Origin of the sequence: Kribbella speibonae (genome assembly GCF_004331375.1) — a bacterium.
GTDB lineage: Bacteria > Actinomycetota > Actinomycetes > Propionibacteriales > Kribbellaceae > Kribbella > Kribbella sindirgiensis.
The window spans coordinates 26,854-51,424 of record NZ_SJKC01000002.1 but is presented as its reverse complement, the minus strand read 5'-3'; the positions used below and the strand labels follow the sequence as shown (position 1 = coordinate 51,424).

24 protein-coding genes and 3 tRNA genes are annotated in these 24,571 nt (G+C 68.4%); 15 read left to right on the top strand and 12 right to left on the bottom strand.

The window, feature by feature from the left end; genetic code table 11:
• Positions 1–110 precede the first annotated feature (110 nt).
• A complete protein-coding gene (locus E0H92_RS13660) occupies positions 111–677 on the top strand; it encodes a CGNR zinc finger domain-containing protein (protein ID WP_238152678.1) in 567 nt (188 codons plus the stop codon).
• A 276-nt stretch (positions 678–953) separates the two neighbouring features.
• Here E0H92_RS13660 and E0H92_RS13655 read toward each other — a convergent pair whose 3' ends face one another.
• On the bottom strand, positions 954–1,772 hold the full coding sequence (locus tag E0H92_RS13655) for an aminotransferase class IV (protein ID WP_131496539.1): 819 nt from the start codon (positions 1,770–1,772) through the stop codon (positions 954–956).
• 187 nt (positions 1,773–1,959) lie between these two features.
• Here E0H92_RS13655 and E0H92_RS13650 point away from each other — a divergent pair.
• The 3 genes from E0H92_RS13650 to E0H92_RS13640 all read left to right on the top strand — a co-directional run bounded on the left by E0H92_RS13650 (position 1,960) and on the right by E0H92_RS13640 (position 2,230).
• Positions 1,960–2,032, top strand: a tRNA-Gly gene (locus E0H92_RS13650).
• Between the two features lie 32 nt (positions 2,033–2,064).
• Positions 2,065–2,135, top strand: a tRNA-Cys gene (locus E0H92_RS13645).
• A gap of 23 nt (positions 2,136–2,158) precedes the next feature.
• Positions 2,159–2,230, top strand: a tRNA-Val gene (locus E0H92_RS13640).
• Between the two features lie 345 nt (positions 2,231–2,575).
• Here the strand turns inward: E0H92_RS13640 and E0H92_RS13635 are convergent.
• A complete protein-coding gene (locus tag E0H92_RS13635) occupies positions 2,576–3,073 on the bottom strand; it encodes a GNAT family N-acetyltransferase (protein WP_131461896.1) in 498 nt (165 codons plus the stop codon).
• A gap of 115 nt (positions 3,074–3,188) precedes the next feature.
• Here E0H92_RS13635 and E0H92_RS13630 point away from each other — a divergent pair, with 115 nt between their 5' ends.
• Positions 3,189–4,160, top strand: a complete 972-nt coding sequence (locus E0H92_RS13630; RefSeq protein ID WP_131496538.1) for an NADPH:quinone oxidoreductase family protein — start codon at positions 3,189–3,191, stop codon at positions 4,158–4,160.
• On the opposite strand, the gene E0H92_RS13625 is transcribed toward E0H92_RS13630, so the two are convergent.
• Together E0H92_RS13625 and E0H92_RS13620 are read right to left on the bottom strand one after the other, a co-directional pair.
• A complete protein-coding gene (locus E0H92_RS13625) occupies positions 4,149–4,748 on the bottom strand; it encodes a formylglycine-generating enzyme family protein (protein ID WP_238173423.1) in 600 nt (199 codons plus the stop codon). The genes E0H92_RS13630 and E0H92_RS13625 overlap by 12 nt on opposite strands.
• Before the next feature lie 21 nt (positions 4,749–4,769).
• Positions 4,770–6,227: an ArnT family glycosyltransferase gene (locus tag E0H92_RS13620; RefSeq protein WP_131496536.1), complete on the bottom strand. Its 1,458-nt coding sequence runs from the start codon at positions 6,225–6,227 to the stop codon at positions 4,770–4,772.
• A gap of 101 nt (positions 6,228–6,328) precedes the next feature.
• Here E0H92_RS13620 and E0H92_RS13615 point away from each other — a divergent pair, with 101 nt between their 5' ends.
• The 4 genes from E0H92_RS13615 (at position 6,329) to E0H92_RS13600 (ending at position 11,416) form a co-directional block, all read left to right on the top strand.
• Positions 6,329–7,408 (top strand): GntR family transcriptional regulator, encoded by a 1,080-nt coding sequence (locus tag E0H92_RS13615; RefSeq protein ID WP_131461892.1) that lies wholly within the window; start codon positions 6,329–6,331, stop codon positions 7,406–7,408.
• A gap of 47 nt (positions 7,409–7,455) precedes the next feature.
• Positions 7,456–9,012 carry a sensor histidine kinase gene (locus tag E0H92_RS13610; RefSeq protein WP_131496535.1) on the top strand — a complete coding sequence of 519 codons (1,557 nt, stop codon included), beginning with the start codon at positions 7,456–7,458 and terminating at the stop codon, positions 9,010–9,012.
• The gene (locus E0H92_RS13605; RefSeq protein ID WP_131292518.1) at positions 9,009–9,674 is read left to right on the top strand and encodes a response regulator transcription factor; all 666 of its coding nucleotides are present in this window, start codon (positions 9,009–9,011) and stop codon (positions 9,672–9,674) included. Before E0H92_RS13610 ends, E0H92_RS13605 begins: the two co-directional genes overlap by 4 nt.
• A 224-nt stretch (positions 9,675–9,898) precedes the next feature.
• Positions 9,899–11,416: a ParA family protein gene (locus E0H92_RS13600; protein ID WP_131496534.1), complete on the top strand. Its 1,518-nt coding sequence runs from the start codon at positions 9,899–9,901 to the stop codon at positions 11,414–11,416.
• A 42-nt stretch (positions 11,417–11,458) separates the two neighbouring features.
• On the opposite strand, the gene E0H92_RS13595 is transcribed toward E0H92_RS13600, so the two are convergent.
• A complete protein-coding gene (locus tag E0H92_RS13595) occupies positions 11,459–11,923 on the bottom strand; it encodes a hypothetical protein (RefSeq protein ID WP_131461888.1) in 465 nt (154 codons plus the stop codon).
• Positions 11,920–12,564, bottom strand: a complete 645-nt coding sequence (locus E0H92_RS13590; protein WP_131461887.1) for a DedA family protein — start codon at positions 12,562–12,564, stop codon at positions 11,920–11,922. Before E0H92_RS13590 ends, E0H92_RS13595 begins: the two co-directional genes overlap by 4 nt.
• Before the next feature lie 133 nt (positions 12,565–12,697).
• Here E0H92_RS13590 and thrS point away from each other — a divergent pair, with 133 nt between their 5' ends.
• Together thrS and E0H92_RS13580 are read left to right on the top strand one after the other, a co-directional pair.
• A complete protein-coding gene (gene thrS / locus E0H92_RS13585) occupies positions 12,698–14,719 on the top strand; it encodes a threonine--tRNA ligase (protein WP_131497411.1) in 2,022 nt (673 codons plus the stop codon).
• The gene (locus tag E0H92_RS13580) at positions 14,716–15,285 is read left to right on the top strand and encodes an HIT family protein (RefSeq protein WP_131461886.1); all 570 of its coding nucleotides are present in this window, start codon (positions 14,716–14,718) and stop codon (positions 15,283–15,285) included. Before thrS ends, E0H92_RS13580 begins: the two co-directional genes overlap by 4 nt.
• A gap of 45 nt (positions 15,286–15,330) precedes the next feature.
• Here the strand turns inward: E0H92_RS13580 and E0H92_RS13575 are convergent, their stop codons facing one another.
• The 4 genes from E0H92_RS13575 to E0H92_RS13560 all read right to left on the bottom strand — a co-directional run bounded on the left by E0H92_RS13575 (position 15,331) and on the right by E0H92_RS13560 (position 19,250).
• On the bottom strand, positions 15,331–16,266 hold the full coding sequence (locus tag E0H92_RS13575) for a hypothetical protein (RefSeq protein WP_238173422.1): 936 nt from the start codon (positions 16,264–16,266) through the stop codon (positions 15,331–15,333).
• A 110-nt stretch (positions 16,267–16,376) separates the two neighbouring features.
• Positions 16,377–17,174, bottom strand: coding sequence for a hypothetical protein (locus E0H92_RS13570; RefSeq protein WP_131461885.1), 798 nt, complete (start codon positions 17,172–17,174; stop codon positions 16,377–16,379).
• A 147-nt stretch (positions 17,175–17,321) separates the two neighbouring features.
• Entirely contained in the window at positions 17,322–18,242 is a 921-nt protein-coding gene (locus tag E0H92_RS13565) for a hypothetical protein (protein ID WP_131496533.1), read from the bottom strand.
• Between the two features lie 57 nt (positions 18,243–18,299).
• On the bottom strand, positions 18,300–19,250 hold the full coding sequence (locus E0H92_RS13560) for a hypothetical protein (protein WP_238173421.1): 951 nt from the start codon (positions 19,248–19,250) through the stop codon (positions 18,300–18,302).
• Positions 19,251–19,359: 109 nt separating this feature from the next.
• On the opposite strand from E0H92_RS13560, the gene pgsA reads away from it, so the two are divergent.
• From pgsA to E0H92_RS13545, 3 genes are read left to right on the top strand one after another with little or no spacing between them, the layout of a single operon-like run.
• Positions 19,360–20,016, top strand: coding sequence for a phosphatidylinositol phosphate synthase (gene pgsA, locus E0H92_RS13555; protein WP_131461883.1), 657 nt, complete (start codon positions 19,360–19,362; stop codon positions 20,014–20,016).
• On the top strand, positions 20,016–20,885 hold the full coding sequence (locus tag E0H92_RS13550) for a phosphatidylinositol mannoside acyltransferase (protein ID WP_131461882.1): 870 nt from the start codon (positions 20,016–20,018) through the stop codon (positions 20,883–20,885). Before pgsA ends, E0H92_RS13550 begins: the two co-directional genes overlap by 1 nt.
• Before the next feature lie 10 nt (positions 20,886–20,895).
• A complete protein-coding gene (locus tag E0H92_RS13545; RefSeq protein ID WP_131461881.1) occupies positions 20,896–21,993 on the top strand; it encodes a glycosyltransferase family 4 protein in 1,098 nt (365 codons plus the stop codon).
• On the opposite strand, the gene E0H92_RS13540 is transcribed toward E0H92_RS13545, so the two are convergent.
• Positions 21,969–22,931: a helix-turn-helix transcriptional regulator gene (locus E0H92_RS13540; protein ID WP_131461880.1), complete on the bottom strand. Its 963-nt coding sequence runs from the start codon at positions 22,929–22,931 to the stop codon at positions 21,969–21,971. The genes E0H92_RS13545 and E0H92_RS13540 overlap by 25 nt on opposite strands.
• 62 nt (positions 22,932–22,993) lie before the next feature.
• On the opposite strand from E0H92_RS13540, the gene E0H92_RS13535 reads away from it, so the two are divergent.
• Positions 22,994–24,136, top strand: coding sequence for an epoxide hydrolase family protein (locus E0H92_RS13535; protein WP_131496532.1), 1,143 nt, complete (start codon positions 22,994–22,996; stop codon positions 24,134–24,136).
• Here the strand turns inward: E0H92_RS13535 and E0H92_RS13530 are convergent.
• On the bottom strand, positions 24,129–24,536 hold the full coding sequence (locus E0H92_RS13530; RefSeq protein WP_131461878.1) for an HIT family protein: 408 nt from the start codon (positions 24,534–24,536) through the stop codon (positions 24,129–24,131). The two genes, E0H92_RS13535 and E0H92_RS13530, sit on opposite strands and share 8 nt — an antisense overlap.
• Positions 24,537–24,571: the final 35 nt, after the last annotated feature.

Here is a 24,571-nt window from a genome sequence, read left to right as displayed (position 1 = left end):
GATGTTTCTTGTGTGGTGTTGCGGGTGAAACCATAGCGCATGATGAAGCGACGATCTAATCGGGCCGGGCTACTCTTGCTGCAGGACGGAGACCCCGTCACGTTGGAGACGTGATTGTGACTTTCTCGCACGACACCGAGCAGGCGCTCGGGACGCTGGTCCGGCTGGTCAACACGATGCCCGGGCCGAACAGCCAGGTCGATTCGCTGGAGGCTCTGGAGGAACTGGAGAAGTTCGTCCAGGAACGGGAGTTCAGTGCGGTCGACACGCTGACGGAGAAGGACCTGGCCGAGGTCCGCGATCTGCGGCCGTTGTTCGCGCCGGTGTTCACCACGGATTCGGACGCGTCGGCGGCGTCGATGATCAACGCGATCATCGCGCGCGGTACGTCGACTCCGCGGCTGACCAACCACGACGGGCACCCGTGGCACATCCACTACTCCCGCGACGGCGCGTCTTTGGCGTGCCGGATCACGGTGGAGTGCGGGATCGCGCTGGCGCAGGTGATTTCGGCGGGCGAGCGTGAACGCCTCCGCAGATGTGAGGCGCCGGATTGCGACGACGCCCTGATCGACCTGTCCCGCAACCGTTCCAAGCGCTACTGCGACGCCCGCACGTGCGGCAACCGCTTGCACGTAGCCGCCTACCGCGAACGCCGCAAAGCCTCGGGCGAGTAACCGAACCGGCCGGCCACGCGGTCCCACGGCATACGTCCCACCACACGCACCACCGGTCTGCACCCGAGAGCCGGTCGGCCTCGCTCGACAACGCGAACGGATAACCCTTGCCGTTGGGGGTTCTCTGTTGGTGTGCCAGGGGAGAACCCCCGACACGCGGAGTTATCTGCTCGCGTTGGAACGGGCTTGGTGGCGGTGGGCCGGTCGGCGCCTGCCGGCGCTCTTTCCGGAAGTTTTTGTGCGTCTGATGGCAGTTATGTTCCGGAAAGGGCGGGGCTACGGGTTCGGGTTTTCAATCGAGCGTTCGGTGAAGATTTTGGCGACCTGAGCGGTGATGGTGCCGGGGGCGGGGAGGTCCCGGTTGTCGGCGCGGTGGATGGCCTGGACGTCGCGGGTGGTGGATGTGAGGAAGATCTCCTCCGCGTCGAACAGGTGCTCCAGCGGTACGTCGCGCTCGACGCCGCCGAACCATTCGAGGACGAGGCCGCGGGTCACGCCGGCCAGTGCGCCCGACTCGAGGGTCGGTGTGACGAGTTCACCGTCGTACACGCAGAAGATGTTCGAGCCGGTGCCTTCGCTGAGGTCGCCGATCGTGTTCGCGAAGATCGCCTCGCTGCCGCCGCGCTCCTTCGCGTAGGCGAGCGCGCGGACGTTCTCGGCGTACGACGTGGTCTTCAGGCCGGCGACCGCGCTGCGTTCGTTGCGCACCCACGGGACCGTGATGATCGCCGACACCGGCGACGGGCGCTTGATCTCCTGCGTCGCGATCAGGACGGTCGGGCCCGACGTACCGCGGTCCGACGACAGCGGAGAGACGCCGCCCGTGTACGTGATCCGCAACCGCCCGAACGGGATCCCAGGATCCGCCGCGACCACCGCGTCGATACCGGACTCGATCGCCGCGACATCCGGCGCCGGGAGGCCGAGCCCGACCGCCGAACGGACCAGCCGGTCGAGATGCCGCCGGACCGCGAACGGCCGGCCGCTCTCGATCTTGATCGTCTCGAAAACGCCGTCGCCGGTGGTCAGCCCGTGATCCAGCGGCGAGACCGTCGCCTCGTCGTCCAGCAACGCGCCGTTGAGCCAGATACGCATGTGGTGCTCCTTCCGCGGAACACCTTAGTGCGCAGGTGATCCCGGTCCGCGCGGGAGTCCGGGCGGGAGTCCGAAGGTGAGCAGTTGATGACCGTACGTCGACGGACCGGGGACCCCCGTTTTTGAACTCAGGCGGAGATGGGCTAATGTTCTTCTCGCGCCGGAGACACCGAAAACCGGTCGCACTGCGGACGTAGCTCAGTTGGTAGAGCGCAACCTTGCCAAGGTTGAGGTCGCCGGTTCGAACCCGGTCGTCCGCTCGGAGAGGGTTCGGCAGGCCAGCTTTCTCAGTGGTGGAGTGGCCGAGAGGCGAGGCAACGGCCTGCAAAGCCGTGTACACGGGTTCGAATCCCGTCTCCACCTCGAGAACCCCACCAGGTTCCCTTGGACGATTGGCGCAGCGGTAGCGCGCTTCCCTGACACGGAAGAGGTCACTGGTTCGATCCCAGTATCGTCCACGAAGCCGATAGGCGAGGTGTGTCGCGCAGATTCCTGCGCTGACCGCCTCGCCTTCGTCATTTGTGCGGCTGCGCTCCGCTTGCCGCGCGGCGGGGGCTCCGCCACCCGCACCCCCCTTGCGCCTTCGCTTCGCTCGGCTGCGGTGGTCCAGTTCGCGGGGCACTCACCACACGTCCAACCGCCCCGCGCCTAGACGCCTTCGCTTCGCTCGGCTGCGGGGGTTGGCTTGGGTAGTTCGCTCACCTGCGTGGGTTCAGTTCGCGGGTCGGTCACCACGCGTCCGACCGCCCCGCGCGTGGGTGCCTTCGCTTTGCTTGGCTTCGGGGGCGGGTTGGGCGGTTCGCTCACTGCGCGTCCGACTGCCTCGGTGTGTGGAGGAAGCGGCGGCTGGTGGTGGGGGGTAGTTCCTGCATGCCGGCGGATTGCATTACGTGGGCTGAGGCCGCGTTTGTCAGGTGGCATTCGCCCCAGACTGTTACGTCCAGGTGGGTGAGGGCGGCGGCTAGGGCTTCTGTGGCGTAGCCGTTGGTGCGGTGGGTGGGGTGGATGGCGTAGCCGAAGCTCCAGTCGGCGGTGGGGTCTTCGCTGGCGCCTAGGCCTAGCCAGCCGACGGGGGTGGCGTCGGTTCGGCGGGTGAGGATCAGTTGGAGGTGGGTGCCGTCTCGGTTCGTGCCGCTGGTGTGGAGGTCCAGCCATGCGCGGACGGCCGGCTCGTCGCGGGGGCCGAAGTCGTCCATGAAGCGGGCGACGCGGGGGTCGGTCCACAGTTCGACGAGGGTCTGGAAGTCGGACTCGATCGGCCAGCGGAGCGCCAGCCTGGGGGTGATGAGTGGCAGCTCCATTCCGGCAAGTTAGCTGCCGACGTCGTTCGGGAGCGACCGGATTTCGCGCCAACGGTTCGATTGACGACGAACAGATGTACGATCATCATCAAACAAGTCAGAGGATGGTGAAGTCATGCGGGCGCTGGAACAGCCTTCGTTGGACGGTCCGGGAGCGATGCGGTTCGTGGAGGTCGCGGTGCCGGTGGCGGGGCCGGGGGAGGTCCTCGTGAAAGTCGGTGCCGCTGGAGTGAACTTCGCCGACGTGATGCAGACGCGAGGCACGTACGACGGCGGTCCGAAGCCGCCGTACCTCGCGGGCTTCGAGGCAGCCGGGACGATCGTCGCCCTGGGGGACAACGTGACGAACGTGGCGCTCGGCGACCACGTCATCGGTACGGGTGCCGGCGCGTTCGCGGAGTACATGCTGATGCCCGCGAACGCCGTCGTACCGGTGCCCACCGGCTGGAGCGACGACGAAGCCCTCGGTCTGGTCCTGAACTGGGCGACCGCTCTCGCGTCTCTCCGCCTAGGGCAACTGACCGCGGGCGACACCGTGCTGATCCACGCCGCCGCCGGTGGTGTCGGGCAGGCGGCGGTGCGGATCGCCAAGCACTACGGCGCGACGGTCATCGCCACCGCGTCCGCGTCGAAGCACGACGTCGTACGGCGGCTTGGCGCGGATCATGTGATCGGGGCCGCGGACCTGGTGGCCGAGGTACGTCGGCTGACGGGCGGGCGTGGTGCCGACATTGTGCTCGAATCCGTGGGCGGTGAGACGTTCCGGCACAGCGTCGAGGTCGCGCGCCGGGTGACCGGGAAGGTCGTGGTGATCGGGGCCGCGGCGGGTGAGTCGTCGATCAGCAACTGGGAGCTCAACTTCAAGCACCCGGTGCACGTGATCGGCCAGCACCTGACCACCACGATCCAGCACGCGCCCGAGCTGTTCGCCCAGGTCCTCGAAGAGCTCGACGAACTGATCGACGCCGGTGTGTACCCACCCGGCCGCCCGACCGTTTACGACCTCGCTGACGGCCCGAAGGCCCTGGCCGAACTCGAAGCCCGCGCCACCGTCGGCAAGCTCGCCCTCCGGCCGTCAGACGACTGACTGCGCGACCCGAAAGCCGAGGTCCTCGATCGCGAACGTCGGATGCGATCGCCGGCGAACCGTGGAGCCAAGAGAGCGCTCCGAGTCCGCGAAACCGCCGCCGCGGAAGATCCGGTACGAGCCGTACGCCTCCGGGTCGTACAGATCCCAGCACCACTCCCACACGTTGCCCAGCATGTCGTGCAGCCCCCAGGCGTTCGGCGTACGCAGGCCGATGGGATGCGGATGGCCGTCGGAGTTCTCGGCGTACCAGGCGATCTCGTCGAGCGCGCCGTACCGATAGCCCGGTGTGCCGGCGGTGCACGCGTACTGCCACTCGGCTTCGGTGGGCAGCCGGTAGCCGGGGGAGGACTGATCCCAGTCCACCTGCTCGCCATCGATCGTGTAGGCAGCGGGCAGGCCAGCCTCGGACGACAACTGGTTGCATATGGCAACCGCGTCGTACCAGTTGACGCCCGTGAGTGGCAGTCCGCCGCGAGTCACCGGGCACCGGGCCAGACGGAACGCGGGCAGGTTCACGTGCCACCTCTTGCGGACGCGGTCGTCCCGCAAGAACACGAGCCCGGCAGGAAGGTCAACGAGGTCCACAACGTCCAACCGTAAGGGTGGTCAGTAGAACTGCCGGACCTTCGGCCACAAGGTGGACCACGGTTCCGCTGGTGCGCTGCACAGGACCAAGGCGGTTCCGTCCTCGTCGTTCGAGACGGTGCTGTCCACCGTGCCGACCTGATTGCAGTCCCGGAAGTGCGACTCGAAGCCCGGGTTCCGTTCGATCTCGACGAGCAGCACCGGGCCGGTGTTGGTGTCCGGCGGCCGCGACCAGTCCCAGAAGCTCATGTGCGGGGAGTACGGCGTTGGCAGGCCGTGCGCGGGCCCGTAGCGCATGAGTGCTCCGGCCTCGCCGTAGTTGCCGGTCAGGAGAGTCGCTCGCTCCGGGGACGAGATCTGTCGCCAGGCGCTCGCGACGGACGTGGTGAACGCCGGCCACCCGATCTGCTCGCCCTGCTCCTTGTTCACCGGGATGACGAAGTCGGCCGCTGACGCGGGTAGCACCGGAAGCGTGAAGACGGCGGACGTCGCGGCCGTCAGGACGAGACCGACGACGGCCTGGGTTCGGTGACGATCCACCCAGCGCAGCGCAGGCTCACAACCGGCCGCCACGAGCACGAGCAGCAGCGGTAGCGCGTAGTACGACTTCCCGCCGGTGACGAGCACGACGACGCACAGCACCGGGTAGGCGAGCGCGACGGAGCGAGCCCATTGGAGCTGCCGCCAGATCCGCAGGAAGCCGGCCACCCAGATCGGGACCAGGAACGGTGACAGCTGCAGGAGTTGGAGCGGGACGAACATGATCCGGTTCTCGGCGCCGTCGTCCTCGCTGATGCCGGTGGCCACCGTGAGCTGTGGCCAGTCGTGCTGGAACTGCCACAGCACGTTCGGCAACGCGATCAACCCTGTGACCGCCACGCCCGCGACCAGCCACCAGGACCGCAGCACCCCGCGCGGCCCGACGATCAGCAGCGAGATGAGCAGGGCGCCGATCGGCAGTACGACGAGGTACTTGTTCTCCACCGCGATGCCGGCCGTCAGCCCGAGCGCGAGCCACCACCGGCCGTCACCCGTCCTCAGCAGCTTCACCGCGAACAGAGCGATCAGCATCCAGGCCAGCAGGTCGTACGTCGCCGTAGACACCAAATGCCCGACGCCGAGGACGAAGCCGGACACCGCGGCGCAGATGGCCGCCAGGATCTGACCGCGCCGCTCGCTGCCGAACTCCCGCGCGATCAGCGCGACGACGACGATCGTGGCGACGGTGCTCAGCGTCGACAGCACCCGCAGCCCCATCACGGTGTCGCCGAAGACGGCCGTCGACACGCGCGCGATGAACGGGGTCAGCGGCGGCTGGTCGACGTACCCCCAGCTCAGATGCCGCCCGGCGACCATGAAGTACAGCTCGTCGCGGTGGTAGCCGTAGCGTCCGGACAGCGCGGTCAGCACCGCGCCGACGATCAGCGCGACAGTCATCACGGGCCGGACCGCGAAGGCGGTCGCCGATGGGCGGGTCATGACGGAATGGTGGCAGTCCCGAAGGGCCGCCACCACCGTCCACCGACGGTTCCCGTGGATGATTGGATATGTCAACCGGACAACTCGCGAGGGGATGTGCTGTGGCACTGCTGTACGAGCGGATCTGTGCTCACGTGCTGGAGCAGCTTCGCCGTGGCGCGCTGCGGCCGGGGGACCGGGTCCCGTCGGAGATGGAGCTGGCGACTCAGTTCACGGTCAGCCGCATCACGTCCAAGCGTGCTCTGGAGGTACTGCGGGAGGCGGGTCTGGTCGAGCGCATCCGGGGCAAGGGGACCTTCGTCGTACGCCGGCTGCCCGATCTCACCGACCTGACCGTGCCGCTTCGCACGAGCCCACGGCGTGAGACGCTCTCGATCGCCTACATCGTGCCGTCGATGTCGGAGGCGTTCGGGCTGGACCTCCTCAACACGATCGAGGAGCGCTGCGCGGAGCACGGCGCGCACCTGCTGGTCCGGCGTACCCATGGGCGTCAGACGGACGAGGAGAAGGCCGTCGATTCGCTGGTGGCGACCGTGGACGGCTTGATCGTGTTCCCGGTGTACGGCGACTTCTACAACGCCAGTCTGCTGCGGCAGGTGCTTGACGGCTTCCCGGTGGTACTGGTCGACCGTCAGCTGTCCGGTATCCCGGTGTCCGCCGTACTGACGGACAACGTGGCCGCCGCGCGGGCTCTCACACAGCGGCTGCTGGACCAGGGGCATGAACACATCGCCTTCGTCTCGCCGCCTGCCGTCAACACGTCCTCGATCGAGGAGCGGCTCGAGGGCTTCCGGTCCGCCTTCGCCGGCCACAAGCACGCTCAGCCGTACGAGCTGACCGACCTGCGGAGCACTCTGCCCGGTTCGACGACCACCGAGAGCGTCCGTGCGGAGATGGACAAGATCCGGTCGTTCCGCGAGCAGAGGCCCGAAGTGACGGCGTACTTCGCGTGTGAGTACAACCTGGCGCGCATGGTGGACCGGGCCCTGGGCGGCGACCGTGTGATCGCGTGCTTCGACTCACCGGGGGACTCCATCGGCGGGCCGCCGTACCTGCACGTCCGGCAGAACCAGACGGAGATGGGCCAGCTTGCCGTGGACCTCCTGCTTGCGCAGCTGCGTGGCGAGCAGGTGCCGAACCTGTCGTACGTGCCGTTCGAGCTGATCGATGCGGAGACCTGACTTTCGGCAGTACGGCGCGCGCCGTGCGACTGTGTAGCGTCTACGTCATGAAGTGGCGGCGCCTGGGGGATGTGGGTCTGTGGGCCGCGCTGAGCTTCCTGGTGCTCGCGGAGAGCGGTGCACGGCACGACCCGTACTGGTTCCGTGCTGTCTGCCTCGCCGTACTGGCGTTTGCGGTCTTTGGGCGCCGTCGGTGGCCCCTGGTCGCTTTGGGCGTCGTGGCGTGGACGGAGATCGTCGTCCTCGCCTTCGCACTCGGTACGACGAACGGTGTGCAGATCGCCCTGGTACCCGCGATCAGTCTGCTGAGCTACCTGGCCGGACGGCGTGAGACGCAGCTCAAGCACTTCGTCCTGCTGTGCAGTTGGTCGCTGCTCGGGATGCTTCTGCTCGCCCTGACGGTGCGCAGGGGAGCTCAGGCGACAGAGGCCGTGCTGACGTGGCTCCTGCTGCTTCTGCTCGCGCTACTCCTGGTCGTGCTCCCGTGGCTGATCGGCCGCTACAGGGCACAGCAGGCCCTGCTCGCCTCGGCGGGCTGGGAGCGGGCCGAGCGGATCGAACGCGAGCAGCAGATGGAGATCGACCAGGAGCGCCTGCGCGAGAGGTCCCGGATCGCGGAGGACATGCACGATTCGGTCGGTCACGAGCTCAGCCTGATCGCACTGCGCGCTGCAGCCCTCGAACTCGACCCCTCCCTGCCAGACGCGCACCGACGGGCTGCGGGTGAGCTACGCGAGTCAGCCGCCACGGCGACCGAGCGGCTCGGGGAGATCGTCGGTGTACTGCGGGAGCAGGACGCACCGGTCGTTCCGCACGACGAAACCGTGCGTGCGTTGGTGGATCGGGCTGCGGCGTCCGGTCTGGCGGTGCAGCTGACCGAGGACGTCGACGGCGTACTGGCGCCGATGGTGGACCGTGCCGTGCACCGCGTGGTGCAGGAGTCGTTGACGAACGCGAGCAAACACGCACCTGGCGCGTCCGTGACAGTCAGCGTGACGACGCACGAGGACGCCGTACAGGTGGACGTTGTCGACACCGGGGCGAGTCAGCCGGTGGCTGCGCCGTCAGGCGGGCGTGGCCTCGACGGCTTGCGTGAACGAGTCCGGCTGGCCGGGGGTTCATTCACTGCGGCTCCACGACCAGACGGTGGTTTCCAAGTCACTGCCACGATGCCGCGTGCGGGAGGCCGACCGGAGCCACCCACTGCCGCGGTGGAACGAGCCACAGTACGGCGGAGCGCGCAGCGTGGCCTGATCACGGCCATTGCCGCTCCGGTCCTGCTCGGTGCGGTGGTGAGCGCGGTTGCCCTTGGCTACTACCTCGTCGCGGGCTACAGCGCCATCCTGCGACCCGCGCAGTACGACGGACTCACCATCGGCCAGTCCGAAGCAGACGTGGAGAAGGTGCTGCCGCGGATGCAGATGATCGACCCGCCGGGGGAGGGCTACCACCCGCCGGCCGACTGGAGCTGCCGGTATTACCGGCCGGCCGCTCCGTTCTCCACCAACTACGTGTACCGCCTGTGCTTCGCGAATGGCGCACTCGTCGCCAAGGCCGTCGTACAGAGCGGTTCCGTCCCACCGACCCCGGAAGGCAACGGATGATCAGGGTGATGCTCGCCGACGACGAGGCGATGGTGCGGGCCGGTGTCCGCGCGATCCTCGGCACCGACGACGAGATCGAGGTCGTTGCCGAGGCAGCCGACGGCGTGGAAGCGGTCGAGGCGGTACGGCGGCACCGGCCGGACGTCGCCGTACTGGACATCCGGATGCCGCGGATGGACGGACTGGCGGCCGGCGCGGAGATCCGGCGGACGGTCCCGGACACGGCGGTCGTCATCCTCACGACCTTCTCGGAGGACGCCTATATCGCCCGTGCACTCGGCGACGGCGCAAGCGGGTTCCTGCTGAAGTCCGGTGATCCGCGGGAGCTGATCGCGGGGCTGAAGGCAGTCGCCGACGGCGCCGCCTACCTGTCTCCGAAGGTCGCGCAGCGGGTGATCGCCGAGCTGAGTGCGGGGTCCGGCGGCGGTGCGATGGTGCGTGCGGCGGCTGCCAAGGAGCAGGTCGCCGCATTGACTCCCCGCGAACTGGAGGTGCTCGGGCTGGTCGGCGCGGGTCTCTCGAACGCCGAGATCGCGGCCCGGCTGTACTTGGTCGAGGGGACTGTGAAGGCGTACGTGAGCGCCGTACTGCTGCGGCTCGGCGTGAAGAACCGGGTCCAGGCGGCGATCGTCGCCTACGAGGCGGGTCTGGTGACGGGCTGACCGGCCTGAGCGGGTGGATCTGGCCGCTTCGGGTCATCGGGACGCATGGTCCGGGCGAGCCTGGATACTGGTTGCGGAACCGTCATCGAACGCTCCGGGTGGTGACGTGGTGAGGACACCGGGTCATGGGATAGTGGACCCTCCCGGCGACCTCACCTCTCCGGACCACCCAGCAAGCCTCCAGGGGCCACCCGCCCCCTCGTACAGAAACGGGGATCCAGGTCGTGACCGACTCGCACAACTCCGGACAGCACAAGGACCGGGAAGCGGCGGCGGCCGAGGTCCGGAGAATGTGGCAGCCGACCCCCTCCTGGTCTCAGCCGGACCCTAGCCAGACCGCCGACGCCGAACCCGTCGAGGAGACCGAAGAGCAGCAGCCGGACGCCCTGTCGCAGGAGTTCCCTGGCGACGCGTGGTCCGGACCTGCGACCAAGCCCGTCGACCAGCCTGCGCCGTGGACCCAGCCGAGCACGCCCGCCCCGTCGTGGACGCAGCCGGCCGCTGAGTCCGGTGCCGCGTCGTGGAGTCAGCCGGAAGAGCAGGACGACGAGGTCGAGCCGGCCGCCACCGAGGAGGCGCCCGCTCACGAGGCCGGTCCTAGCAGCCCTGTGTTCGGCGGTTCGTCGTTCCATGGCTCCGGGCAGGAGCAGGGCGCGCAGTCGCAGGCAGCTCAGTTCCCGCCTGCTCAGCCCCCGCAGCCCGCTCCGGGTCCCCAGCAGGGACAGGGCGGACAGCCGCTGTCGCCGGCGGCCCAGCACTTCTTCCCGCAGGGTGTCCCGGGTCAGCAGGCGCAGCAGCCGCCGCAGAATCTGTCGTACCGTGCCGACGAGCTGATCCAGGCGTTGCCGTTGCCGCGGGAGGCTCCGGCCGAGCGTGGCGTGCGGAGCATGCTGAAGCTGCGTCCGGGCACCACCGAGCGTTCCGAGCGGATCGCCCGGGCGACCGCCGCGACGGCCTTCCGCCGCCCGGTGACGATCGTCGTGGCGAACCCGAAGGGCGGCTCGGGCAAGACGCCGACCACGCTGATGCTGGCCGGTGCGCTCGGTCAGGCCCGTGGCGGCGGTGTCGTCGCCTGGGACAACAACGAGCTGCGCGGCAACATGCACCTGCGGACGCACGACACGAACTCGCGGTCCACCGTCACGGACATGCTGCTGGCGATGCCGATGCTGACCCAGCCGGACGCCCGGCTCGGCGACGTCGCGGCGTACCTGCGGCACCAGGTGGCCGGTCAGTACGACGTGCTCACCTCGGCGACCACGACGTACGCGCAGATCGAGGCCAAGGACTTCGACCAGATCCACCGTCTGCTGAGCCGGTTCTACAAGGTGCTCGTGATCGACACCGGGAACAACGAGGGCTCCAGCAACTGGCGCGAGGCGATGAAGGCGGCCGACGCCCTCGTCATCCCGATCAAGTGGAAGAGCCTGTCCTGCGCGGCCGCCGTGCAGATGCTGGAGGAGCTCGACAACCAGGGCCCGGAGGCGCAGCGGCTGATCCGCCGCGCGATCATCGCGGTCTCCAACGGCCCAGGCGATGTGAACAAGGAGGTCGAGAAGCAGCTCCGCCCGTACTTCGAGTCACGCGCGGCCGCCGTCATCGACATCCCGACGGACATGCACGTCGCGGCGGAAGGTCCGCTGGACCACAACGCCCTGCAGCCCGCCACCCGCCGCGCCGCACTGGAGCTGGCCGCCCGTGTGTCGGAGCAGATCACTACCGCTCTCAACACCCCACGCTGACAAGAAGTCCGGCGGCGCAACGCGGCGCCGCCGGACCTTGGCTCACGCGCAGAGGTTGATGTACCAGACGTCGTCCCAGTTGGTGATGAACTTCTTGCCGACCGACATGTACCGCAGGTGCTCGTGGCGCGAGCCGAGCAGTTCGACGCGGCGGGTCTGGTTGTTGAAGTAGTTGGTCGTCCCGAGCCAGTTGGTCAGGCTGTAGACCTGGCACCGGTAGAACTGGAACAGCGAGTAGCTGGTGCTGCTCGAGCTCGTGTACCTGATCCAGGTGCAGAACCGGCCCGCCGGACACCGGTTCACCCAGGCGGTGGCCTGCGCCTGGCTCCAGTTGTACTTCGTGTCCCAGATCTCGGGACTCGGGCTGACCGCCGGCCACTTGTACGGCGCCTGCACCACCGCCGAGGCGCCGTCGGGCCGCGGCTCGACAGCGACCGCACTCGGGGCGGACAGGCCAAGTACGAGGGCGGCCGCAACCGCCGATGCTGCGAGGATTCTCTTGATCATGCGACCAGTGAACGGTCCTGCTCTTTCAAGTCGCTTTCAGGGCGGTTCTTGCGGAGGCGGTGGCGGATCAGCTCGACGATGAGGGTGACTGCCAGGGCGAGGCCGATGCCGAGGGCTACGCCCTTCAACGGGTTGTCCTCGAAGGCTTTGCCGCCGATGTAGCCGACCAAGGTGCAGTACACACCCCAGCTGATGGCCGCGAGGGCGGCGTACGGCGTGAAACGGCGGAGGGGGAAGCGGACCGAGCCCATGGTCAGGGTGACCGCGGTGCGGCCGCCGGGGACGTAGCGGGCGACGACGAGGACCAGGCCGCCGCGTTCGGCGAGTGACCGGCGGGCCCACAGGACGGCGGCGTGGCGTTTGGTGCCAGGCTTCACGCGGTCGAGCAGCCGGCCGCCGGCACCGCGGCCGAGGGCGTACGACACGTGGTCGCCGATGAATGCGCCGACCGCCGCGACGACGATCACGGCGTACAGATTGGGTTCGCCCGAGGCGGCCGCGAACACGCCCGCGGTGACGACCAGGGTCTCGCTCGGGATCGCGGGGAAGAACCCGTCCAGCGCGGCGAACCCCCACAACGCGAGGTAGATCCACCACGAGGACATCAGTTCGTCGGCGAAGTGCAGGATGGCGTCGCTCATACCTAGAACCTAGAAATGCGGGCACCCCCGGCACATCGGACGAGCGGCTGGTCCCGACCCCTACTTTCGTCAGGTGTGTCGATACCATCTGTCCGTGACCGGTAATCGGCTGGTCGAGACCCTGGGAGTGAACGTGTCGGAAGTCAAGGTCCACCTGATCGGCGTCGAGGGCGAGGCTGAGCGGAGTGTGACCGAGACGACGACGATCGGGGAGCTGTTCGCCGAGATCTTCGGCCAGGACCGCTCCGCCATCGCCGCCCGGGTCAACGGTGAGCTGCGGGACCTGTCCCGGGTGGTCGCCGACGGCGACGAGATCGAGCCGGTCAAGGCGGCGTCCGACGACGGCCGCGCGATCATCCGGCACTCGACCGCGCACGTCCTCGCCCAGGCGGTGCAGGACCTGTTCCCGGAAGCCAAGCTGGGCATCGGCCCGCCGGTGGAGAACGGGTTCTACTACGACTTCGACGTACCGACGCCGTTCACGCCGGAGGACCTGACCAAGCTCGAGAAGAAGATGCAGCAGATCATCAAGGAGCGGCAGCGGTTCAGCCGCCGGGTGGTCTCCGACGACGACGCGCGCACCGAGCTCGCGGCCGAGCCGTACAAGCTGGAGCTGATCGGTATCAAGGGCTCCGCGGCGGACGCGGCCGAGGGGGCATCCGTAGAGGTCGGCGGTGGCGAGCTGACGATCTACGACAACGTCCGCCGCGACGACAGCGTCGCCTGGAAGGACCTGTGCCGCGGCCCGCATGTCCCGGCCACCGGGTACCTCGGCAACTTCAAGCTGATGCGTACGGCGGCGGCGTACTGGCGGGGGAGTGAGAAGAACCCGCAGCTGCAGCGGATCTACGGCACCGCCTGGGAGTCGCGGGACGAGCTCAAGGCGTACCTGACCAGGCTCGAGGAGGCCGCCAAGCGCGACCACCGCAAACTCGGCACCGAGCTCGACCTGTTCAGTTTCCCGGACGAGATCGGCTCCGGTCTCGCGGTGTTCCACCCCAAGGGCGGTGTGCTGCGGAAGGTGATGGAGGACTACTCCCGCCAGCGGCACGTCGAGGACGACTACGAGTTCGTCTACTCACCGCACATCACCAAGGGCCAGCTGTTCGAGACCTCCGGTCACCTGGACTGGTACGCCGACGGCATGTACCCGCCCATGCACCTGGACGAGGAGCGCGGCGCGGACGGGCAGATCCGCAAGCAGGGCCAGGACTACTACCTGAAGCCGATGAACTGCCCAATGCACAACCTGATCTTCGCGGCCCGCGGCCGGTCGTACCGGGAGCTGCCGCTGCGGCTGTTCGAGTTCGGCACGGTCTACCGGCTGGAGAAGTCCGGTGTCGTGCACGGTATGACCCGCGCCCGCGGCTTCACCCAGGACGACGCGCACATCTACTGCACCCGTGAGCAGATGCGTGACGAGCTGCGCAACCTGCTGACGTTCGTGCTCGGGCTGCTCGCCGACTACGGCCTGGACGACTTCTACCTAGAGCTCTCCACCAAGAACCCGGACAAGTTCGTCGGCTCCGACGAGGTCTGGGAGGAGGCCACCCAGACGCTCCGGGAGGTCGCCGAGGGCTCCGGCCTGGAGCTGGTTCCGGACCCGGGCGGCGCCGCGTTCTACGGCCCGAAGATCTCCGTCCAGGCCCGGGACGCGATCGGCCGGACCTGGCAGATGTCGACGATCCAGCTGGACTTCAACCTGCCGGAGCGGTTCGAGCTGGAGTACACCGCGCCGGACGGTTCCCGGCAGCGGCCGGTGATGATCCACCGTGCGCTGTTCGGTTCGATCGAGCGGTTCGTCGCGGTGCTGACCGAGCACTACGCCGGCGTGTTCCCGCCCTGGCTGGCCCCGGTCCAGGTGATCGGCATCCCGATCACCGACGGGCACGTCGACTACCTGTTCGAGATCGCCAAGCAGCTGAAGGCACAGGGGATCCGGATCGAGGTCGACGCGTCCGACGACCGGATGCAGAAGAAGATCCGGAACGCCCAGAAGGCCAAGGTCCCGTACATGCTGATCGCCGGCGACGAGGACATGGCCGGCGGCTCGGTCTCCTTCCGCTACCGCGACGGCACCCAGAAGAACGGCGTACCGATCGCCGACGCCGTCGCCGAGATCGTCGAGTCCGTAGCGAAACGCGTCCAGGTATGACGGACCACCCCGACTCGCCGTACACGCCTGAGGAGTTGGCGCGGCAGGATGGGGTCGGGGTGCCTGACCCGTTCATGCGGTTGTGGACGCCGCACCGGATGGCGTACATCGAGGGTGAGAACAAACCCACGAGCGACGAGGCCGGTGCGGGGTGCCCGTTCTGCCGGTTGCCGGGGCTGCCGGATGTGGATGCGCTGATCGTGCATCGAGGTGAGGCGGCGTACGCCGTCCTGAACCTGTATCCGTACAACCCGGGACACCTGATGGTCGTGCCCTACCGGCACGTCGCCGACTACACCGAGCTGACCGAGGCGGAGGTCGCCGACGTCTCGGCCCTGACCCGGCAGGCGATGCAGGCGATCCGCACGGTGTCGGGGGCGCACGGCTTCAACATCGGCATGAACCAGGGCGAGATCGCCGGCGCCGGCATCGCCGCCCACCTGCACCAGCACGTGGTCCCGCGCTGGGCGGGCGACACCAACTTCATGCCCGCCATCGCCCACACGAAGGTCCTGCCCCAACTCCTCCCGGACACCCGCGCGCTGCTCGCGAAGTCCTGGCCGTAACGAACGAATCGCCCCACCCGAGGGTGGGGCGATTCATTCAGAGAATCACTCGCCGTTGAGGTCCTGGCCGGTGAAGTTCTTCCAGAGGAAGTACGTCGGGTCGGTGAAGCTGCCCGCGGCCTTGCCGAGCGACTGGATCGTCGTGGCGGTGCCGTTGGCGTGACCCACGTGGTACAGGTAGCCGGAGTCGCTGTCCTTGTCGATCGCCAGCAGCAGCGTGCCGTCGCCGCACGGCGCCGCGACCAGCGACTCGAAGCCCTGCCAGGTCGAGCCCCGGACCTCCTTCACCACACCCGGGATGACCTGTCCGCCGGCCAGCGGCAGCCGGGCGGTGTACAGCTTCCCGCTGGTCATCGTCATCAGGAACGTGTCGTACGTCGAGGTCTGGCTGATGAGCGTCATCGCCTTCACCCCGCTGTACCCGGACTGCCAGCCGGTGACCTGCCGGCTCGTGACGCCGTCCTTGGAGACGACGTTGCGGCGGTACAGCGTGCCGTCGGTGTGCAGCGAGTACTCGGTGTCCCGCTGCGTGGTCGCGGTGACCACGGTCGAACGGTCGAGCGACCGGTACACGTCCCAGCCGCCACCCACGCGGGTGACCTGCTTCTGCGAGACCGTGCCCCCACCGGCCGGCGTCAGGTACGACGTGTCGTACAGGCTCGACCCCATGATGACGGGACCGGTGTGCGCGTCACCGCCGACCTCCGTCGCACCGAACCGCATCGTCGCGCTCAACCGCACCTGCCCGTCCGGGTAGATGTCCTTGGCAACGATCTTGTCCTCGATCTTCGCGGCGTCGGTGCCGAACGTCTGCAGCCGGTGATCCCCGCCCGCCGTCACCGAACCGATCTTGATACTGCACGTGGCGCCCGACGTGCTTGCCCCGCCGGTGGGCTGTGCCGCGGCGAAACCCCCGCCCAGCAAGGCCGCGCTGACAACCCCGGCCGCGACCGCTCCGCCGTACCTGGCCCACTTGATCATTCTGTTTCCCCCTGCTCGTGTGTATCGGACGGCAGTGAGATGCGGCCATGACCGAAAAAGTTCGGCCCGACTCCGAAGAGCCGGGCCGAACCCTTTGAATCAGTGCCGAATCAGTCGCCGGACGGGTGTTCGTTGGTGTCGCCCTGGAAGTGGAAGTAGACCGGGTCCTTGTAGGTTCCCGGCATCTTGCCGATCATCCGGATCGGCGTGGCGGCACCGTTGGCGTGGCCAACGTCGTACAGATAGGCCGAGCCGGTGTCCCGGTCGATCCCGAGTAGCAGCGTGTCGAACCCGCAGGGCGCCGAGACGAGCGACTCGAACCCCTGCCAGGTCCCGTTTCGAACCTGCTTCACCACGCCCGGGATGATGTGCCCGCCGGCCAGCGGCAACCGGGCTGTGTAGAGCTTGCCGGACGTCAGCGTCATCAGGAACGTGTCGTACGTCGCTGTCTGGCTGATCAGCGTCATCGCCTTGACGCCGCGGTAGCCGGACTGCCATCCGGTGATCTGCCGGCTGGCAACGCCGTTCTTGTAGGTGACGTTACGGCGGTAGAGAGTGCCGTCGTTGTGCAGTGAATACTCGGTCTCGCGGTGTTGGGTGGCGGTCACGTACGTGGACCGGTCGAGGGTCCGATACACCTGCCAGCCCGGCCCGACCCGCGTCACCTGCTTCTGGGTCGCATTCCCACTGCCGTCCTTGGTCAGGTAGCTGGTGTCGTACATCGTCGAGCCCATGATGACCGGCCCGCGATGGTCGGTACCGGCGCCGGATCCGCCAGCGAACCAGATCGTTGCGCTCAGCCTGACCTGACCGGGCGGGTACAGGCCTCTGGCGACGATCCAGTCGTCGAGCACGACCGCTTTGTCCGGTGAGATGACCTGCTGCCGATGATCGCCACTCGCCGTCACGGATCCAAGGTTGAGTCCGCAGCCCCTGGTCCCGCGGCTTGCACCGCTCGGTTGTGCTGACGCCGGTCCGGTGAGGAGGCCGGCGCTGAGAACCCCCGCGGCCAGAACTGCGCCGTACTTCGTCCAGTTCTTCATTTGTCCCCCAGATCACTCGCCGAAGAGCAGTGGGTCGCTGAACTTGGTCCAGCTGAAATACACCGGGTCCTTGAAGGTGCCGGGAGCCTTGCCGAGGCCCTTGACGACGGTGGACAGGCCGTTGGCGTGGCCAATGGAGTAGAGGTAGCCGTTGCCGGTGTCGCGGTCGATGGCGAGGACGACGGTTCCCTGGCCGCAGGGCGCTGCGACGAGGGTCTCGAACACCTGCCAGGTCGACATCCGGATCGGTTTCACCACCGACGGGATGATGTGCCCGCTGACGCGTGCGAGCCGTGCGGTGTAGAGCCGCCCGGTGGTGTGCGTCATCAGGAACGTGTCGTACGACGCTGTCTGGCTGATCAGCGCCATGCCCTTCACGCCGCGGAAGTTCGACACCCAGCCGTCGTGGTGCCGGTAGAGCCGCCCGTTGGCGTCGGTCTTGACGGTGCGGCGATCCAGCTCGTAGCCGGCGTTCCGCATCGACCACTCGACGCTTTGCGAGCCGACCGTCGACCGGTCGAGGGTCTTGTAGGCGTCCCATCCCGGCCCGACCCGCGTGAGCTGCTTCTGCGACACCGTCCCGCCGCCGGTCGGCGTCCGGTACGAGAAGTCGTACAGGACGGATCCCAGAACCACCTGGCCGGTGTGCAGCTCCGAGCTTCCGCTCGGGCCGTACCGGACGGCCGCGCTGATCCTGGTCTGACCGTCGGGGAAGACGTCCTTCGCGACGATCTTGTCGGTGACCTTCGTGACCGGTGCGGTCGCCGAGAACGTCTGCATCCGGTGATCCCCGCCGGCCGTCACCGAGCCGACCGAGATCGTGCACGGCGCCGTCGTCCCGCTCTGCTCCGCCGTCGCCGTGCCGGTCGTGAGCAGTCCCGTGGTGAGCGTTGCGGCGGCCATCAACCCGCCGTACCTGACAAGCGTGCGCATTTCCACCACCCCCATTGCTGATAGATGGAGGTTGGACGCTGGTATGTACCGGAAAGTTCAGCGCAGGAACAAGGGAAGCATCGGGTCGACGAGGTCGGTGAGAGTGGCCAGCGTGACCGCGCGCGGCGGGTTCGTCAGGGCGGTGACGCGGACCACCCGACGCCCCTGACGGAACACGAGTTCGCCCTCTTCCGGGAGGTAGTAGCCGGGCTGCCCGATCGGCGCGAACCGCGGCGGTGGCACCCGTTGTGCTTCCGGGATCGTCGGCTGGTCGAACGCCTCCACGATCGACACGGTCGCGTCGTACGTTCCCCAGATGCAGGTGAGCGCGCCCTTCACCCGGTAATCCCGCCGCAACTGCACCTGCAGCCGGATGAACCGCTCGGCCGCCGACGTGGCCAGCTGGCACGTCTCGTCGGACTGCCGTGCGGGCCGCAAACTCCGGGGTACGGCGTCCTGTGCGGCCAGCGCGATCGCGATAGCCCTTGCCCGCTCGATCCCGTCGGCCGGATCGCGGTCGATACCACCGGCCGGCGTGATCCGGACCGCCCGGTCGCCCACCCGGAAGACGATCCGCGACTCGCTGATGGTCGCTTCCGGCCCGAGCTCGGGAAGCGGTTCGACCGCCCCGGGGTTCTCCACCAGCCGGTCGAGCGTGTCCCGCTGGATCGGCAGAGCGCTCACGCCGATCGTGACCGGCAGGTCCCCGAGCAGCAGCGTGCACAGGTCCATCGCCGGGAGTCCGCCGTCGTTCCAGGTCTTCGGTCTCGCCGTGATCGGGGTGCGGAAATGCGCGGTGAGCGTGCGCGTGATCGCCGTACAGACCTGCGGTCCGGGCGCTCCCGCCGTACCGTCCAGGCCCTCGGCCTGCTGGGGAGCGATCGCGGTGGGGACGATCACGGAGGGTGGCAGCGGGTTCGGGGCGGTGCCGTTAGCGCGCTGCGCCACCGAGCAGCCGCCCGTCGCGAGGAGGAGCACCAGCGCACCCGCGAGTTCCTTCCGGCGCATGGCGGTCACCTCCTCACCCACCAGCATCCTCCGCACCAAGGCCTCCCGCAGGCCGAAACCCGTGCCTTGTCACCGGATCGCCATCCGGGTGAACTACGATCGCGTCGCCATGCTTAACAGATTCCGGCAGTTCTGGACCAAGGTGATCACGCCGATCGCCACCCTCCTGCTCAAGCTCGGCGTGAGCGCCGACGTGGTCACGCTGGTGGGCACCATCGGTGTGTCCGCCGGGGCGCTGATCTTCTTCCCGCGCGGCCAATTGTGGATCGGCGTGCTGGTCATCACGCTGTTCGTGTTCTCGGACCTGATCGACGGCTACATGGCCCGGACGTCGGGGACGTCGTCGAAGTGGGGCTCGTTCCTGGACTCGACGCTGGACCGGATCGCCGACGGCGCGGTCTACGGCGGCCTGGTGATGTACTACGCGAACTCGCAGGCCGGCGACTCGACGCTGATGGCGGCCGTGACGCTGTGGGCGCTGGTGATGGGCGCGGTCACGTCGTACGCGCGGGCCAAGGCGGAAAGCCTCGGTCTGAAGGCGAGCGGCGGCCTCGCCGAGCGCGCCGACCGTCTGGTCTTCACGCTGGTGCTGGCGTTCTTCTCCGACCTCTTCGACCTGCCGATCCTGCTCCAGATCGTGATCTGGTACGTCGCCGCGGCGAGCACGATCACGGTGATCCAGCGGTCGCTCTCGGTGCGCAAACAGGTCCTGGCCAACCCGTCTGACGCGGGCCTCGACACGCCGCCGCCTGACCCCAAGGCGTGATGGAGAACGTCCGGCATCGCGCCGTCGACCTGGCGTTCGCTCTCGCCTGGACCCTGGTACGACGCCTGCCGGAGCGGACCGTCACGTGGCTGTTCCAGCGGGCCGCCGACCGCACGTACCGCCGCAACGGCCGCGGCGTACGGCGCCTGCGCGGCAACCTGGCCGCCGTACGCCCGGATGCGACTGCACAGGAGGTCGACGAGCTCACGCACGCCGGCATGCGGTCGTACCTGCGGTACTGGCAGGAAGCGTTCCGCCTGCCCGAGTGGACCGACGAGCAGATCGTCGGCCGGGTCCGGACGGTCAACGAGAAGGTGCTGCGCGATGCGTACGCCGCGGGGCAGGGCGTGATCTGCGCGCTGCCGCATCTGGCGAACTACGACCACGCGGGGGCTTGGGCCGGACTGACCGGGATGCCGGTGTCGACGGTCGCGGAACGCCTGCGGCCGGAGTCGCTGTTCGACCGCTTCATCGCGTACCGCAAGAAGCTCGGCATGGAGGTGCTCCCGCTGACGGGCGGTGACGACGACGTGACCGGCGTACTCGCGGATCGCCTGCGGGCCGGGGGATTCGTGTGCCTGGTCGCCGACCGGGACCTGTCCGAGCGGGGTGTCCCGGTCACCTTCTTCGGGCGGCCGTCGCGGATGCCGGCCGGGCCCGCCGCATTGAGCCTGAAGACGGGTGCGCCGCTGATCCCGGCGACGCTGCACTACGAGGGCCGCGACCTGGTGATCACCTTCCACGACGTCGTCGACCCCGAGGGCGGTACGGCGCTGATGACCCAGCGCTGCGCGGATGCGTTCGCCCTCGGGATCGCCGAGCATCCCCAGGACTGGCACATGTTGCAAAGGATTTTCCTGGAGGAGTAACAATCCTCCTGTGAGGATCGGTGTGGTGTGCCCGTACTCGCTGGGCACGCCCGGCGGGGTGCAGAACCACGTCCGCGACCTCGCGGAGGCGCTGCTGTCCCTCGGCCACGAGGTGTCGGTCCTCGCCCCGGTCGACGACGGCGCGATCCCGCCGTACGTCGTCTCGTCCGGACGGGCCGTCGGCGTGCCGTACAACGGGTCGATCGCCCGCGTGACGTTCGGTCCGCGGACCGCGGCGCGGGTGAAGAGCTGGCTCGCCGACGGGAACTTCGACGTCGTCCACGTCCACGAGCCGACCACGCCGAGCGCGTCGATCATCGCGCTCTGGTCCGCCGATGGGCCGTTCGTCGCCACGTTCCACACCTGGCAGGTCCGGTCCCGGGCGATGAGCGTGGCGTCGAGCCTGCTCCGGCCGGCGCTGGAGAAGATCGACGCCCGGATCGCGGTCTCCGAGAACGCGCGCTCGATGATGGTCCAGCACATCGGCGGCGAGGCCGTGGTGATCCCGAACGGCCTCTACACCGCCCGTTTCAAGGGCAGTCCGCGCGCGGAGTGGATGGGCGAGGACGGCGCGATCAGCTTCCTGGGCCGGCTGGACGAGCCGCGCAAGGGCCTCGGCGTACTGCTGGACGCCGTACCGGCGTTGATCGCCGAGCGTCCGCGGCTGAAGATCCTGGTCGCCGGATCCGGTCAGGCTGACGGGGCGCGGCGGTCGCTGCCGCCGCGGTATCACGACAACGTGCTGTTCTTGGGCGCGATCGACGACGAGGCGCGCGCGGACATGCTGGCCGGTTCGGACGTGTACGTCGCCCCGCATCTCGGCGGCGAGAGCTTCGGCATCGTCCTGCTGGAGGCGATGGCCGCCGGAGCGCCGGTGCTGGCGAGTGATCTGCCCGCGTTCCGGCAGGTGCTGGAGGGCGGGCAGCTGGGGGAGCTGTTCGAGCCGGGCGACGCGGGCGAGCTCGCGTCCCGTGCACTCCGGCTGCTGCGTCGACCCGATGAGCGCGAGCAGCTCCGGTCTGTCGGGCTGGCCGCCGTACCGAAGTACGACTGGTCTGTGCTCCTCCCTGAACTCCTGTCCGTCTACGAGCTCGTCGCCAACCGGTAGCGCTCCGCCAGCCGCTCCAGGTACGCCGTCAGCTCCGGAGGCCCGTCCCGTACGACGAAATCCACGTCGAGCAGACTGAGATGCACCGCGAGACTCTGCACGCTGTCAGCACCTGTCTGCAGCAGACACCGCTCGTCGTCGATCGGCTCGACCGCGCCCACAGCAGCCGTCAGCTGCTCAGCGAGTACCGACGCAGGTACGGCGACCTCCACGGATGCCCTGTACCGCCAGGCCGCAGCAGACACCCGCCGAGACACGTACGCCGCCACGTCACCGTCCTCAGGCAGCTCGCGGGGAGTGAACCGCGGACCGGTCGGAATGCGCGGTCGCACCCGATCGACCCGGAACGTCCGCCAATCCTGCTTCTCCACGTCAAAGGCGACCAAGTACCAGCGGCGTCCCCAGTTCACCACTCGGTGCGGCTCGACGCGCCGGAGCGTCTCCGACCCGTCATGTGCCAGGTAGTCGAACCGCAGCTGCTCCCGGTCCCGGCAGAGCGCGGTCAGTTGCGTCAGCAGTTCCGGGTCGACCTGCGGACCCACCTCGTCCGGCGGCACCTGCACTGTGTACCCGGCGAGTGTGTTGACCCGCCGGCGCAGCCGCGACGGCAGCACCTGCTCCAGCTTGCTCAGCGCCCGCAGCGAGATCTCCTCCACTCCGGAGATGCCGGCGGCCTTCCGGAGCCCGATCGTCACAGCCACAGCCTCGTCGTCGTCCAGCAGCAACGGCGGCAGCGCGGCCCCCGCCCCGAGCCGGTAACCGCCGACGGACCCACGGGTGGCGTCCACCGGGTAGCCGAGCGACCGCAGCCGCTCGACGTCGCTGCGGACCGTCCGGGCGCTGACCTGCAATTTCTCGGCCAGCTCGGCGCCCGTCCAGTCGCGTGGCGACTGCAACAACGTGAGCAGCTTCAGCAGCCGCGCCGAGGTCTCGATCATGTCCGAAAGTCTCTCAGACCATTAGGAAGCTAACTCGCCTAATGGACTTCTAGGTTGAAGACATGACGAACAACACCGAGATCCGGCCCTTCCGCATCGACATTCCGCAGGCGGACCTGGACGACCTGCGCGACCGCCTTGCCCGCACCCGGTGGGCGAGCGAACTCGACATCGACTACACCGACGTCGTCCAGACCGGGCCGCTGCCGCCTGAGTGGGAGTACGGCGTGCCGCTGTCCTACGTGCGGCGGCTGGCCGAGCAGTGGCTGACGTCGTACGACTGGCGGAAGTGGGAGGAGCGCCTGAACTCCTACCCGCAGTTCGTCACCGAGATCGACGGACAGAACGTGCACTTCTTCCACGTCCGCTCGGCCGACCCGAACGCGATCCCGCTGATCCTCACCCACGGCTGGCCGAACACCTCACTCGAGTACTTCGACCTGATCGAGCCGCTCACCAACCCGCAGAACGGCGAGCAGGCGTTCCACCTGGTCATTCCGTCGGTGCCCGGCTTCGGCTTCTCCGGCCCCACCAGGGACCGCGGCTGGAACAGGTACCGCGTGGCCGCCGCCTGGGCCGAGCTGATGCGCCGCCTCGGCTACGACCGGTACGGCGCGCACGGGAACGACGGCGGCTCGTACGTGTCCCCAGAGGTCGGCCGGGTCGACCCGGAGCACGTCCTCGGCGTCCACGTCACCCAGTTGTTCTCGTTCCCGACCGGCGATCCGGCCGAGCTGGAGAACCTCACCGAGGAGGAGCAGAAGTACCTGCAGTTCCTCCAGTACTTCAACGAGAACCTGGGCGCGTACGCGAAACTGCAGGAGCAAGCGCCGCAGAACGTGGCGCACGCACTGGCGGACTCGCCGACCGGTCAGCTGGCGTGGATTGCGCAGCTGCTCAGCTCCTGCTCCGACGAGCACGTCCTGACCAACGCGACGATCTACTGGCTGACCAACACCGGTGCGTCGTCAGCCCGCTTCTACTTCGAGGACAAGCACGCCGACCACCCGAAGGAACCGACGACCGCGCCGACCGGTCTGGCCAGTTTCGCCTTCGACTTCCGTCCGCTGCGGCGGTTCGCCGAGCGGGATCACGCGAACATCGTGTCCTGGCACGAATTCGACCGCGGCAGCCACTGGGCCACGCAGGACGCTCCGGACCTGTTGGCGCAGGACCTCCGGGAGTTCTTCGCCGCGCTCAGCTGAGCTTGGCGGCCGTCGCCTTGATCTCGTCCAGGTCGCCGGCGTGCGGGTGCCAGGGCAGGACCATCGGGTCGTTGGGGTAGCGCGGGATTACGTGTAGGTGGGTGTGGAAGACGGACTGCCAGGCGTCCGCGCCGATGCAGCTGAGCAGGTTAGCGCCGGTCGCGTCGTCGAGGCGCTCGATGACGCGACCGACCAGCGACTGGGCGAGCGTGGTCGCGGCGATGAGGTCCTCGGGCGCGGCCTCGCGGAGATCGGTCGAGTGTTCGCGCGGAATCACCAGCAGGTGCCCGGGCGTCGCCGGGGCGATGTCCATGAACGCGATCGCCCGGTCGGTCTCCGCGACCCGCGTGGAGGGGATGTCGCCGGCCACGATCCCGCAGAAGATGCAGTTCTCGCTCATCCGCACAGGCTATACACTGCGCGAGCCGAACCTCT